The sequence below is a fragment of the Pandoraea faecigallinarum genome, assembly GCF_001029105.3.
In the GTDB taxonomy this organism is placed as follows: domain Bacteria; phylum Pseudomonadota; class Gammaproteobacteria; order Burkholderiales; family Burkholderiaceae; genus Pandoraea; species Pandoraea faecigallinarum.
Map to the genome: position 1 here is coordinate 3,632,613 of NZ_CP011807.3, position 13,715 is coordinate 3,646,327.

The window sequence follows — 13,715 nt, forward strand, 5'->3', positions numbered from 1 at the left end:
TTGCCGCCCGTTACCGCCCGTTGCCGCATCCCGAAAACACGTTCATCCCAGGAGACCTCATGCCGACGCTCACCACGCTTGCTACCTTCGTTGCTGTCGTTCTCGGGCTGTTTCTGATTCCCGGGCCCGCGGTCCTGCTCACCATCACGCGCACCGTGCAAGGCGGACGTCGCGCGGGCGTCATGACCGGCATGGGGATCGCATTCGGCGACCTCGTCCACACGTTGTTCGCGGCGCTCGGGTTGTCCGCCGTGCTGATGACCTCGGCGTTGGCGTTCGACGTCGTGAAATATGCCGGTGCGGCCTATCTGATCTATCTCGGGATCCGGGCGCTATGGGAGCGTCCGTCCGATCCGCAACTGCCTGCCGCCCCGAAGGTATCGCCGCGACGTGCATTTGCGCAGGCCGTGGCGACCGAGGTGCTCAACCCCAAGACCGCGCTTTTCTTCCTCGCCTTCATGCCGCAGTTCGTGCGCGCAAGCGAGGGCAACGTCTTCATGCAGTTCCTCGTACTGGGGATGGTCTTCGTCGCGATGAGCGCGCTCTACACTGCCGCCGTCGCCATGTCGGTGCGCCCGCTCGGCAAGTTCGTGGGACGCTTTACGTGGCTGCTTCGCTGGCAAGGCAAGATCATCGGCACCATCTTCATCGGACTGGGTCTGCGAGTTGCCATGCAGCAGCGCTGAGTTCGTCTTTGACCTGGGAGTCGTCCGCCATGCAACGCATTGTCCCGACGCTTCGTCCGTTGTCCTCGCAACGTCCTTCCCCGTCCGTTCCGCGCGCGCCGCGCCGCCGGTTCGCAGCATTCGCATCGTTCGTGCGGTCCGTTGCGTACACCGCTTATGTCGCATCGGCAGCCGCCGCCGGCGCATATCTGCCGCTCGCGCGGGCCGCCGACGCACCGCCGCCCGGCCCTGCCGCCATCCCCTTTTCAAAAGCTCCGGCGGGCAACACGTTGCCAGCCGGATGGCAAAACCTGCCGGTCGTCAGCGGCAAGAAACTCACCGTCTACACCGTGGTGGCCGATGGCAAGCGCAACGTGATCGAAGCGAGTTCCGCCGACTCGGCATCGGCGCTCGTGGCCAAAGGCGACGGCATCGATCTGAGCGCGACGCCTGTCGTCGCGTGGCGCTGGAAAGTCGAAAAGGGCATTCCCGGCGCGGACAACCGGGCGAGCGACAAGGAAGACGCGCCGGCGCGGCTGGTGTTCTTCTTCGACGGCGACAAGTCCTCGCTCTCGTTCGGCGAGCGGGCCGCCATGACACTGGCGAAAGCCGGCGGTGAAGACCTTCCCTATGCCACGCTCATGTACATCTGGTCCGACGACGCGCCGGTGGGCGGCATCATCCAGAACCCTCACACCGACCGGGTGCAAATGATCGTGGTCGCGGGAAGTGACGCATCGACCGGCAAGTGGCAAACGTTCTCACGCAATCTCGCAGCCGACTACGAGCGGGTCTATAAGGAGAAACCGGGCAAACTGCTCGGTTACGGCGTCTTCACCGACAGCGATAACACGCATGCCAGCGCACATGCGTGGTACGGCGACGTGCGCTTCGAGGCGGGCAAGTGAGGGAAAGCGAGGACAGGCGGCGAGATCGCCGGAAGCGATTTTCATCGTGAAAATCCGTCTCCGGTTTCATCTGTCGACACCCACACCAACCGCGCCGTCGAGAGCATTGAAAAAAGCACTGAAAGCCCCGTGTGACGTGGCTTTCGCGCTATGGCAACAATCGCTTGCGTGCTACGCTATCTCGCCTGGAATTTGAGCCCGCGTTGCACACGGACTCATTGCATCCAATCGTCGTTCAGCCTTTCATCGCCCCGCGAGCGCCATGCAGAAGAATCGCCAGCCCAAGGACGTCACGTTCGCCGCCAGTCCCGTTTTGCAATCGCGCATGTCGTTGTGGCGCTCCAAATTCGTCGTCATTGTCATTACCCTCGCCTTCATCGGTCTGGTCGTGCGCGCGTTCTGGATCGCCGGGCCGGGGAACAGCTTTTACATCGCGCAGGGCGAAAAGCGTTACGAACACGCCATCGTCATGCCAGGGGTACGCGGCAAGATCGAAGATCGCGATGGACGCGTGCTCGCCACCAGTCTGCCGATGCGCACCATCTGGGCAGTGCCGGCCGAAGTGCCGGACGACCTGTCCGACAGCGACATTCAGAAAGCCAGCAAGCTGCTGGACATCCCTGTCAAGGAATTGCGCGCCAAGCTCATCGGCGAGAAAAAATTCGTCTACGTGAAGCGTCAGGTGTCGCCGGAGATCGGCAAGCAGGTCGAGGCACTGGGTATTCCTGGCGTCTATGAAAGCAGCGAGTTCAAGCGCTTTTATCCGGAAGGTGATGTCGCGGCGCACGTTGTGGGCTTCACGAACGTCGAGGACAAGGGTCAGGAAGGCATGGAGCTTGGCGAGGAGTCGTTGCTCGAAGGCACGGCGGGCGTGCGTCGCGTCATCAAGGACCGCATCGGGCGCACCATTCAGGACCTCGACGACTCCAGCCCGCCGCGCGACGGCAAGGACATTCGTCTGACGCTGGACACCCGCGTGCAGTACATCGCCTACGAGGCATTGAAGAATGCGGTGGATCGCACTGGCGCGAAGGCGGCCATGGCAGTCGTCATCGACGCGAAAAGCGGGCAGGTGCTGGCGCTGGCGAATTTGCCGACGTACAACCCGAACGACCGTGAGCATCTGACCGGCGAGCAGTTGCGTAACCGCGTGTTCACGGACGTCTTCGAGCCGGGTTCGATTCTCAAGCCGTTCACCATGGCGTTGGCGCTGGATCTGCATCGGCTCACACCGGCCACGCCCATCGACACCGGCCCGGGCCGTTATGTATTCGAAGGTGCGACGATTACCGACGACAGTGCGAACGGTGTGCTGACGGCGGCGGGCGTGATTCAGAAGTCGAGCAACATCGGCATGACCAAGGTATCGACGATGTTGCGGGCCGAAGAAATGTGGGACATGTTCACCGAGATCGGGTTGGGACAGCAGCCGAAACTCGGCTTTCCCGGCGCGGTCTCGGGGCGTCTGCGTCCGTACAAATCGTGGCGGCGGATCGAGCAGGCGACCATGGCGTACGGCTACGGGATTTCAGCATCGCTGTTCCAGTTGGCCCGCGCGTACACCATCTTCGCGAACGACGGTGTGCTCGTCCCCATCTCCATCATCAAACCCGACGCGCCCGTGCCGCCCGAAGGCGTGCGTGTGATCGATGCGCGCACGGCGGCCGAGATGCGCAAGATGCTGGCTGCGGTGGTCGACACGGGCGGAACGGCGACGACGGCTCAGGTGGCGGGTTACAGCATTGGCGGCAAGACCGGGACCGCGTACAAGGCCGGCGTGCGCGGTTACGATCATTCGAAGTATCGGGCATCGTTTGTAGGGATTGCGCCGTTGTCGGCGCCGCGTCTGGTAATTGCGGTGTCGGTCGACGAGCCCAAGGCGTCGCAGCACTTTGGGGGGCAGGCGGCTGGCCCGGCGTTCGCGGAGATTGCCTCGCAGGCCTTGCCTCTGCTTGGCATTCGGCCGGACCTGCCGGTACGGCCCGGGGTGATTCTGGCGGCACCGACCTCCGATACGCCGCCGGACGACAAGGCGCCGCACGGTTGACGGCTTCGAATAAAAAAGGCGGCCCGGATATTCCGAGGCCGCCTTTTCACTTGCCTGAAACAACCAGACAAGTCCGGGAACTTACATGCCCGGCATCATCAGCGAGTTGGCGTTGTGCATGATCCACAGCGAGCCGACGAGCACGATGGCCACGATCAGCACCGTGAACAGGAACGCCATCACATTCCAGCGCTGTTCCGACGAACGGTCCATGTGCAGGAAGTAGATCAGGTGGACGATGATCTGCACGAGGGCTGCGCCGAGGATCAGGGGCAGCACCGTCGACGGCGGCATCGTGCCATCCATCACCAGCTTGAACGGCACGACCGTCAGGATCACTGCGAGCACGAAACCGATCAGGTACGACTTCACGCTGCCGTGGCTGCCACCGGCCGCATTGTGGCCAGCTTCGTGGCCGTGCGATTGCACCGATTTGCTATTGCTCATTTACATCGCTCCCATCAGGTAGACGACCGTGAACACGCCGATCCAGACCACGTCCAGAAAGTGCCAGAACAGCGAGAGGCACTGAAGACGCGTGGTGTTGGTCGAGCTCAGGCCTTTCTTGGCGATCTGGTACATCAGGACCGCCATCCACAGCAGCCCCGAGGCCACGTGCAGACCGTGAGTTGCCACCAGGGCGAAGAACGACGACAGGAAACCGCTACGGTTCGGGCCTGCGCCTTCGAGAATCAGGTGGTGGAATTCGTACAGTTCCATCGCGATAAACGCGGCACCCAGAATCCACGTGATGGCGAGCCAGCCCATCACGGCGCCCTTTTTGCCGTTGTGCAGGCCGATCATGGCGAAGCCATAGGTGATCGACGAGAACAGCAGGATGAACGTTTCGACCAGCACGAACTTCAGGTCGAACAATTCCTTACCCGTGGGGCCGCCCGCCGTTGCGTCACGCAGCACGGCAAACGTGGCAAACAAGCTGGCGAACAGCACCAGGTCGGTCATCAGGTACACCCAGAAACCGAAGATCGTGTTGCCTCCGGTGTCGTGGTGCGCGTGGTCATGCGCATGCGCATCGGCATGCGCGCCAGTGTGTTTGAGAACTTCGCTCGTCATGATTAAGCCTTTGCTGCTGCGGCCAGTGCCTGATGGTGAGCCGATTCGATGGCCACCACTTCCGGCGACTGCACGTAGTAGTCGATCGAATCGTTGTTGCTGCGGCAGATGAACGTCACGATCATGCCCACGAAGCCAACGATGGCGAGCCACCAGATGTGCCAGATCGCGGCGAAACCGAACACCAGCGAGAACGCACTGATGATGAAACCGGCGCCGGTGTTCTTCGGCATGTGAATCGGGGCGTAGCTCGTCTTCAGATCGCTCTTGATGCCGTGTTCCTTGCGATAGGCCAGTTCGTCGATGTCATGCACGCGCGGCTCTTCGGCAAAGTTGTAGAACTGCGGCGGCGAAGACGTCATCCACTCCAGCGTACGGCCGTTCCAGGGATCGCCCGTCGTGTCGGCCAGCGCCTTGCGGTTCTTGATCGACACGACCAGTTGCAGCACCTGGAAGCCGATACCCGCGGCGATGAACAGTGCACCGATGAGTGCAGCGATCAGCCAGGGTTGCCATTCCGGATTGCTGTAGTGGTTCAGACGACGGGTCATGCCCATCAGGCCCAGCACGTACAGCGGCATGAACGCGAGGTAGAAGCCGATCAGCCAGCACCAGAAGCTTGCCTTGCCCAGACGCTCGTCGAGCTTGAAGCCGAAAGCCTTCGGGAACCAGTAGTTCATACCGGCGATGTAACCGAACAGCACGCCACCGATGATCACGTTGTGGAAGTGGGCAATCAGGAACAGCGAGTTGTGCAGCACGAAGTCGGCGCCCGGCACGGCCAGCAGCACACCGGTCATACCGCCGATCACGAACGTGACGATGAAGCCCAGCGTCCACAGCACCGGCGTGGTCATTTGCACGCGACCGCGGTACATCGTGAACAGCCAGTTGAAGATCTTCACGCCGGTCGGGATCGAGATGATCATCGTCGCGATACCGAAGAAGGCGTTCACGCTCGCGCCCGAGCCCATCGTGAAGAAGTGGTGCGCCCACACGAGGAACGACAGCACCATGATCGCAGCCGTCGCGTACACCATCGACTTGTAGCCGAACAGCTTCTTGCCGGAGAACGTCGAGATGATTTCCGAGAAGATACCGAACGCCGGCAGAATCAGGATGTACACCTCCGGATGACCCCAGATCCAGATCAGGTTGATGTACATCATCGGGTTGCCGCCCAACTCATTCGTGAAGAAATGGAAGTCGAGGTAGCGATCCAGCGAGAGCAGAGCCAGCGTCACCGTCAGGACCGGGAACGCGGCGCACACCAGCACCATCGTGCACAGGGACGTCCACGTGAAGATCGGCATCTTCATCAGGTTCATGCCCGGCGCGCGCATCTTCAGAATCGTGACGACGAAGTTCACACCGGTGAGCAACGTCCCCAACCCTGAAATCTGCAAGGCCCAGATGTAGTAGTCCACCCCCACGCCAGGGCTGTATTGAATGCCCGAGAGCGGCGGGTAAGCCAGCCAGCCCGTGCGTGCGAATTCGCCCACGCCCAGCGACAGGTTCACCAGCGCGGCACCGGCCACGAACAGCCAGAACGACAGCGTGTTCAGGAACGGAAACGCCACGTCGCGTGCGCCGATTTGCAGCGGCACCACGAGGTTCACGAGCCCCGTCATGAACGGCATCGCCACGAAGAAGATCATGATCACGCCGTGAGCCGTGAAGATCTGGTCGTAGTGATCCGGCGGGAGAATGCCGCCCGAGTTGTGCGCAAGCGCCAACTGCGTACGCATCATCATGGCGTCGGCAAAGCCGCGCAGCAGCATGACGAGCGCGACGAGCACGTACATGACACCGATCTTCTTGTGATCGACCGACGTCACCCACTCGTTCCAAAGGTACTTCCACTTACCGAAGTAGGTGAGCAGGGCGATGATGCCCAGCCCGCCCAGCACCATCATGCCGACCGCGCCGACGATGATCGGCTCGTGGTACGGGATGGCTTCGAGAGTCAGTTTGCCAAACAGTGCCGACATTGTTTTTACTCCTTATGCGCGTGCGCAGCCGTACCGGCGTGCATCGCGTGCGCACCGGCGTCCATGGCCATGGTCATCGACTGGCCTTGCACGTTGGCGGCGGCGGCCGGGGCCGTCGCGGCGCCGGTGCCCGCGCCCTTCATTTCCAACTTCATGTCCATGCCCTTCATTTCCATGGCACCGTGGTTCTCATGGCCTTCGTGCTGCTGCGCCATGCCCGATGCCATCGGGGCGTGCACGATCGACTGGAACATATTCGCGTCGACCGAGCTGTAATACGTCACCGGCGTGTTCTCGCTCATCGGCACCAGCGAGGCGTAGGCCTGCTTGTCGAGCACCTTCTTCGACTCGCGCACCTTCGTCACCCATTGCTGGAAGTCGCCGTCGGTCATCGCCAGCGTCTTGAAGCGCATGCCCGAGAAGCCGCCGCCGCTGTAGTTCGCCGAGATACCGTCGTACGAGCCGACGTGGTTGGCGATCAGGTGCAGCTTCGTTTCCATGCCGGCCATCGAGTAGACCTGACTACCCAATTGCGGAATGAAGAACGAGTTCATGATCGATTCCGAGGTGATCTTGAAATTCACCGGGACATCGACAGGAACAGCCAGTTCGTTGATCGACGCAATGCCCTGTTCCGGGTAGATGAACAACCACTTGTAGTTCATCGCCACCACTTCGACCGTAATCGGCTTCACTTCGCTTTCCAGTGGCTTGTACGGATCGAGTTCGTGGGTGGAGACCCAAGTGATGCGCGCGAGGATCGCAATGATGATGATCGGCACGAGCCAGACCACAACCTCGATGGCCGTCGAGTGCGACCAATTCGGCTCGTAGCGGGCCGACTTGTTGGTTGCGCGATACTTCCACGCGAACCACAGCGTCATCAGGATGACCGGAATCACCACGATCAACATCAGCCAGGTGGCCGTGAGGATCAGGTTCTTGTTCTCGATTCCGATCTGCCCCTTAGGGTCGAGCAGCGTCATGTCGCAGCCGGCCAAAAGCAGCGGCGAGCACAAGGCGAGGAGCCTAAACAATCGCGGGTTTCTGTGTTTCTTCATGTCACACGACAGGGTTGAGTTGGCCAGCGAACGGCGCAACACGGGCTTACCGGCCTGATGCAGGGTCGCAGGAGGTTGGCAAGGGTTAAGGTGGGACGGGAGCAGTCGTCACGCCGGTATTGCGCCGGTCGAACTACGACGACTGTGTCATCGAAAAGACGGGAACCGGGGCGGATTGCCGCCCGCAGACCTCAAGTCACTGTCCGACTTCTTGTCTTTTACTTCCATCACGGTGCGGCATTATGCCGAAGTTTAATTAGGCGGGACATCACGCACCCGCCGGCGCGACAATGTGTCGCGCGGGCCTCACGCGTACGCGCGCGACGTTTTCCCGACAGATCGACACCTTTTTGACGGTAAACGCTGTGCAATGCAGCAATGGGGGAAGGTTCTTGGAATTCAACGGGTGCGACGTTGTGTCGCACCCTGATTTGCGGTGTCGCAGCGAAATGCACCTTGTTGGTGCAACCGGGTGGAGCGTGATGCAGGGGGGAGGATGGTGCCCGGCTTTTCAGTCGAGCGACAGCCGGACGGCGAATGCCATGAGCGCGGCGCCGAACGACCAGCGTTGCACTTTTTGTGCAACCGGTCGCATGTGCAGCCAGCGTGCGATGCGCGCCGCGCCGTAGGTGAGCGAGACATCGAAGACTGCCCCGACGACCAGCAGCAGCGCGCCGAGTTCGAGGACCTGCGACCACACCGGCCCGGCTTCGGGACGCACGAACTGCGGCAGCAGTACCGAGCAGAACAGGAGGGCCTTCGGATTGAGCACGCTCGAGAGCACGCCGCGCCGGAAAGCATGGGAGAGCGGCGGCGCAGTGTCCTTCGCGGCGGGTGCCACCTCCATGCCGAACGCCGGCGAGCGCCAGATCTGGATCGCCACCCACGCAAGGTAGATTGCCCCCACGATCCGTACCGCGTCGAAAAGCCAGGGTGCGGCGCGCAGCAGCGCCGCCACCCCGCAAGCCGAGAGCGTGACGTGCGCCGCGCGGGCCAGCGCCAGACCGGCGGCAGTCGCCAGTCCGTGGCGCGCGCCGCGCGTCATGCTCATTTGCATCACCACCGCCATGTCGGGCCCGGGCAATGCGTAGACGACAACGAGTGCGCCGATGAACACGGTAAGCAGGTGCAGCGAGACCATGACATTTTTCCCTGAACGAAAGCAATCGAAAACTCGCCTCATGATCCCTCTACTCGACTAGGGATACACGGCGTTTTCCGGCTATTCTTTGCGATATATTTGGCGCTTTACTCTGAATTTCATCATTTTTGTGGACAAACCCCCAACATCACTTTTCGACCACCGCCGGCCGGCTTAAGCCGTATGGATGAGGGAAAATACTTTCCGCGCGTTACGGATCGTGGTGGAATGCCGTCTTTGAAGCTGTTTTTGTAGCGGGATAACCACAATGAACGAACTCGACGCCATCGATCGGGCGATCCTCGCCATCGTCCAGCGCGACGGACGCATCTCCAACGCCCGCCTTGCCGAGCGCGTCTCCCTTTCCGAAACGCCTTGCGCGCGCCGTCTCAAACGTCTTGAAGCCGAGGGATACATCACCGGCTACCGTGCCGAACTCTCGCATCGCGCACTCGGCCTGGGCGTGACGGCGTTCGTTCATGTTCGTTTTGCGGTGCACGACCGTGCGCTGTCCGAACAATTCGAGCGCGAAGTGCAGGCCATCGACCGCATCGTCTCGTGTCACAACATCTCCGGCAGCGCGGATTATCTGCTCGGCGTGGTCGCCACGGATCTGGACGACTACGGCAGCTTTACGCGCGACGTGCTGCGCGCCCTGCCCGGCGTCACGGCCATCGAATCAATGCTTTCCCTGCGCGAAGTCAAACGCGATACCGGCGCGCCCCTGCTGTGAAGCGATTCACCCCGGCATGAAGTGGGTTTCACCGTAAAATGGCGAGCTAAAACCAGAACCAGACCAGGTGATACATGCCGGACGCACTGCCCGCCGTTCCTTCCTCGCCGTCATCGCCGGGCGCCGGTGTTACCGGATCCGTCGGATCCGCCGGCGCTACCAGCGCTACGGACGACGCCCTGATGTTCGACCTCGCGCCCGTCTCCCTTTGGCTGGAAGACTTCAGCGGCGTGAAGCAGTTGTTCGAGGCATGGCGCACCGAGGGCGTGATCGATCTGCGTGCGCACTTCAAGGCCGATCCCGCGCACGTCTCGCGCTGCTCGCAACGCATTCGGGTCATCAAGGTCAATCGCCGCACGCTCGAAATGTTCAACGCGCCCTCGCTCGCCGAACTTGTGGCGAACCTGCCACGCGTGTTCCGCGACGACATGCTCAAGACCCACATCGAAGAACTTTGCCAGTTGTGGGACGGCAAGACGCACTTCACGAGCAAAACCGTCAATTACACGCTCGACGGACGACGTCTCGACGTGCTGCTGAACGGCTCGGTGCTGCCCGGCCATGAAGCCACGCTCGATCGCGTGCTGATCTCGCTGGAGAACGTGACGGAACTGGAGCACGCCCGCCAGCGCGTCACGATGGGCGAGCAGTATGCTCGCGGCCTCTTCGAGTATTCGCCGGTCTCGTTGTGGGTGGAAGACTTCAGCGCGATCAAGCTGCTGCTCGACGACGCACGTGCGCGAGGCATCACCGACTTTCGCACGTTCACGGATGTTCACCCGGAGTTCGTCGAGCGCTGCATGCAGGAAATCGACGTGCTGGACGTGAACCGTCACACACTCGCGATGTTCGTCGCCCCCGACAAGGCCACGCTGCTCGGCCGGTTGCCCGACGTGTTTCGCGACGACATGCGGCACAACTTCCGCGAGCAGCTGATCGACCTGTGGGAAAACAAACTCTTCCAGCAGCGCGAAGTCGTCAACTACGCGCTCGATGGCAACGAGATTAACGTCCATCTGCAATTTGCCGTGCTGCCCGGTCACGAGTCGCGCTGGGATCTGGTGCTCGTCGCGCTCACCGACATTACGGCACGCAAGAAGGCGGAGTCGTATCTCGAATTTCTCGGCAAGCACGACGTGCTGACCAAACTGCGCAATCGCTCGTTCTATGTGGACGAACTCAACCGGCTCGAACGCAAGGGTCCGTATCCGGTGACGGTCGTGGTGGCGGATCTGAACGGTCTGAAGGCCGTGAACGATCAGCTCGGCCACGCGGCGGGCGACGCGTTGCTGCGCCGCGCGGGCGAAGTCCTGAGCAAGGCCGTCGCCGCCCCGCAGATCGCAGCCCGCATCGGCGGCGACGAATTCGCCCTGCTGCTGCCGTCCACCGACTCGACCGGCGGGGCGGCAATCATCGAGAGCATTCGTCAACTGGTCGAATTGAACAATTCGTTTTACCCGGGCACGCCGCTCTCATTCTCGATGGGCATGGCAACGTGCGAAGCCGGCGAACGGCTCGAAGCAACGATTCAGCGTGCCGATTTGCTGATGTACGAAGAGAAGCGCAGTCATTACGCCGGCAGCGTGAACGAACGCCGGTCGCTGGATGGCGCACCGTCGGGTAAGACCGGCAACGGCACGTAAGTACCGGCACTAGCGTCGGCTTTTGCGTCGGCTTTTGCGTCGGCCTTTACGTCGGCCTTTGCGTCCGCCTCCCGCTCGGCTTTCCCTTCGGCCATCGCCCCGGCTCGCGCTGTTCCCAGCGGCTCGCAAATCTGCGCGAGCCAGTCGACGAACGCCCGCACACGCGGCGACACGCGCTTTTGCGCCGGGTACGCCGCCGACAGACGCAACGGCGGCGGCGGGCATTTCGGCAATACCGGCACCAGACGGCCGGAAGCCAGATAGGGTGCCGCCGCCAGCAGCGTGGGCTGAATCAGCCCGAGTCCCTCCAGCCCGGCCGCGAGATACGCCGCCTCGTCGCCCACATGCAATTGTCCGCGCGTGCGCACGCAAGTGGCCTTGCCGCCGACGATCATCGTGAGATCGCCACAGCGTGTCGGCAGCGGGAAGCCTTCTCCGCCCGGCGACGTGGCGGATGCACCGGCCGGCGCCAGGGATCCGAACGACTCCGCGGGCGCCGACAACCATTTCACCGAGGTATGCGTGGCCAGATCGTCGAGGTCGCCGGGCGTGCCGTGGGAGTCGAGATAGCGACGGCTCGCGCACGTGACCCGGGGCAGATCGCCGAGACGTCGCGCGACCAGACGCGAGTCAGGCAACTCGCCGAGCACCACACCGCAATCGACGCCGTCGCCGCGCCAGTCGCCGTGCGCGGGCGTCGCATCCAGTGCGATTTCCAGCCCCGGATAGCGCGCCTGAAACTCGGCAAGCGATGGCATGACGACCTCGCGCGCGATGACCGGCGGCAGCACGACGACGAGACGTCCACGCAGTTGCGCCTGCGCGCCGAACAGGCCCGATTCGACTTCCTCGACATCCGCGAGAATGGCCGTGCATCGCTCGTAGTACGCGGCCCCCTCCATCGTGAGTGCGACACGCCGCGTCGAGCGCGTGAAGAGCGCCACGCCGAACCAGCGTTCGAGATGCTGCACTTGCGTTGTGGCGGTCGCGCGCGGAATGTCCAGCGACAGCGCCGCCTTGGTGAAGCTGCCGACTTCGGCCACACGCACAAACGTGCGCATGGCAGTGATGCGATCGATCATGATGCCTATATGAACGCGTCCCGTTTGCAACAGTTTTCGCGTGTTTTGATAGACAGGATGGGCTGCAGCTCTATATCCGGCCTCGATGCAGTCGGTACAGTCGCTGCGGGCCCCTATGAAATTCGCTGACTCGCACCTCATTCTCCCGGCGAGCTCAAAGCTCGAGGCATCATTCAGGTTTAGCGAGTCCCGGTCCTACCTGGCTTGTCATCACACTCGATTGCTGCGCAACCTTTCGACGTTCACCCTGTGTTTAAACGTTAATCCTCTACGCAAGCGCTGCCCGTTTAGACGGGTTTCACGCTCACGTATCCCTTCTGGTACTGCCGGTCATGGGCAAGAACTGCCCAGATCGTTCGCGCCATCTTGTTGGCTAACGCGACGATTACGACATTTTTTGGCCGCCGCTTCTGGATTTGTTCGACCCACTCACCGGGCTCTTTCGCATGCGTCAGCACAGATCGTGCACCGTGAATCAGCAGGGTGCGCAGATATGTGTCGCCGCGCTTTGATATGCCATGCAAGTTCACCTTGCCGCCCGAACCCGTCTGCTTCGGCACGATCCCAACCCACGCGGCAAACTCTCGTCCCGAACTGAACGCTTTCGCATCTCCCATCATCGCGACAGCTGCTGTTGCCGTCAGTAATCCAACACCGGGAATCTCGCTGATGGCCTTGACCGCCTTATCCTCTTTCTTCCACTCGCGCATCCGACGCTCGATCTCAGCGATCTGCTCATCAAGCTTCTCCAGTCCGTTCCACTGCGCGCGAAACGTATCGATCAGCACGGCAGGCAAACGCTCCGCAATCCGTTCGAGCACAGCGGGTATTTCCTTATCGAGCTTCGCCCGACTCTTGCCCATCACTTCACCGTATTCCGTTAGCAGCCCTCGCAGAGCATTAATCTGCATCGTGCGAAATTTGATCAGTTGCTGTCTCATCCGGTGCAGCCCCAGCATGGCTTGCTGCATTTCGGTCTTTACTGCGACCGGCTTGCCCGGCTGCTGCACGGCCAGCCAGATCGCCTTCGCATCAGCCGCATCGCTCTTGTTCCTGATGTTGAAAGCCTTTACGAACTCCCCCGGCATCAGCTTCACCTCGTGGCCCAGCTTCGCGAGTTGCCGGGCCCAGTGGTGCGCACCACCGCACGCTTCCATCCCGATCAGGCACGGCGCTCGGTTCGCAAAATGCTCAAGGAACTTTGCCCGCTTGATCGGCTTGTTCACGATCTCGCCAGTTTCCTGATCGACGTAATGCACTTGGAACACACTTTTCGCGATGTCTACACCCACTGCCGTACAATTCACTCGGATCCTCCGGTTGCTTTGGAAAACTTCGTATTTTCCACTTTGGGCACATCGATGCCGTTG

12 protein-coding genes are annotated in these 13,715 nt (G+C 61.7%); 5 read left to right on the top strand and 7 right to left on the bottom strand.

Annotated features, from left to right (window positions below; all coding sequences use genetic code 11):
- Positions 1-59 precede the first annotated feature (59 nt).
- From AB870_RS15850 to AB870_RS15860, 3 genes are all read left to right on the top strand, one after another.
- On the top strand, positions 60-686 hold the full coding sequence (locus tag AB870_RS15850) for a LysE family translocator (RefSeq protein ID WP_047905465.1): 627 nt from the start codon (positions 60-62) through the stop codon (positions 684-686).
- A gap of 29 nt (positions 687-715) precedes the next feature.
- A complete protein-coding gene (locus tag AB870_RS15855; RefSeq protein WP_084663757.1) occupies positions 716-1,573 on the top strand; it encodes a DUF3047 domain-containing protein in 858 nt (285 codons plus the stop codon).
- 262 nt (positions 1,574-1,835) lie between these two features.
- A complete protein-coding gene (locus tag AB870_RS15860) occupies positions 1,836-3,620 on the top strand; it encodes a peptidoglycan D,D-transpeptidase FtsI family protein (RefSeq protein WP_047905466.1) in 1,785 nt (594 codons plus the stop codon).
- Between the two features lie 81 nt (positions 3,621-3,701).
- Here AB870_RS15860 and AB870_RS26905 read toward each other — a convergent pair whose 3' ends face one another.
- The 5 genes from AB870_RS26905 to AB870_RS15885 form a co-directional block, all read right to left on the bottom strand.
- Positions 3,702-4,067 (bottom strand): cytochrome o ubiquinol oxidase subunit IV, encoded by a 366-nt coding sequence (locus AB870_RS26905; RefSeq protein WP_044456536.1) that lies wholly within the window; start codon positions 4,065-4,067, stop codon positions 3,702-3,704.
- Complete coding sequence (locus AB870_RS26910; protein WP_044456537.1) at positions 4,068-4,694, bottom strand: cytochrome o ubiquinol oxidase subunit III; 627 nt, start codon at positions 4,692-4,694, stop codon at positions 4,068-4,070.
- Between the two features lie 2 nt (positions 4,695-4,696).
- Positions 4,697-6,676, bottom strand: coding sequence for a cytochrome o ubiquinol oxidase subunit I (gene cyoB / locus AB870_RS15875; protein WP_044458326.1), 1,980 nt, complete (start codon positions 6,674-6,676; stop codon positions 4,697-4,699).
- Between the two features lie 14 nt (positions 6,677-6,690).
- Positions 6,691-7,746 carry a ubiquinol oxidase subunit II gene (gene cyoA / locus AB870_RS15880; RefSeq protein WP_084663759.1) on the bottom strand — a complete coding sequence of 352 codons (1,056 nt, stop codon included), beginning with the start codon at positions 7,744-7,746 and terminating at the stop codon, positions 6,691-6,693.
- Positions 7,747-8,257: 511 nt separating this feature from the next.
- Positions 8,258-8,887 (bottom strand): LysE family translocator, encoded by a 630-nt coding sequence (locus AB870_RS15885; RefSeq protein ID WP_047905467.1) that lies wholly within the window; start codon positions 8,885-8,887, stop codon positions 8,258-8,260.
- A 268-nt stretch (positions 8,888-9,155) separates the two neighbouring features.
- Here AB870_RS15885 and AB870_RS15890 point away from each other — a divergent pair, with 268 nt between their 5' ends.
- On the top strand, positions 9,156-9,620 hold the full coding sequence (locus tag AB870_RS15890; protein ID WP_044456539.1) for an Lrp/AsnC family transcriptional regulator: 465 nt from the start codon (positions 9,156-9,158) through the stop codon (positions 9,618-9,620).
- A gap of 74 nt (positions 9,621-9,694) precedes the next feature.
- Entirely contained in the window at positions 9,695-11,263 is a 1,569-nt protein-coding gene (locus AB870_RS15895) for a sensor domain-containing diguanylate cyclase (protein ID WP_053059405.1), read from the top strand.
- Here AB870_RS15895 and AB870_RS15900 read toward each other — a convergent pair.
- A complete protein-coding gene (locus tag AB870_RS15900; RefSeq protein ID WP_053059406.1) occupies positions 11,191-12,345 on the bottom strand; it encodes a LysR family transcriptional regulator in 1,155 nt (384 codons plus the stop codon). The genes AB870_RS15895 and AB870_RS15900 overlap by 73 nt on opposite strands.
- A 287-nt stretch (positions 12,346-12,632) precedes the next feature.
- Positions 12,633-13,652, bottom strand: a complete 1,020-nt coding sequence (locus AB870_RS15905; protein ID WP_047905322.1) for an IS110 family RNA-guided transposase — start codon at positions 13,650-13,652, stop codon at positions 12,633-12,635.
- Positions 13,653-13,715 lie beyond the last annotated feature (63 nt).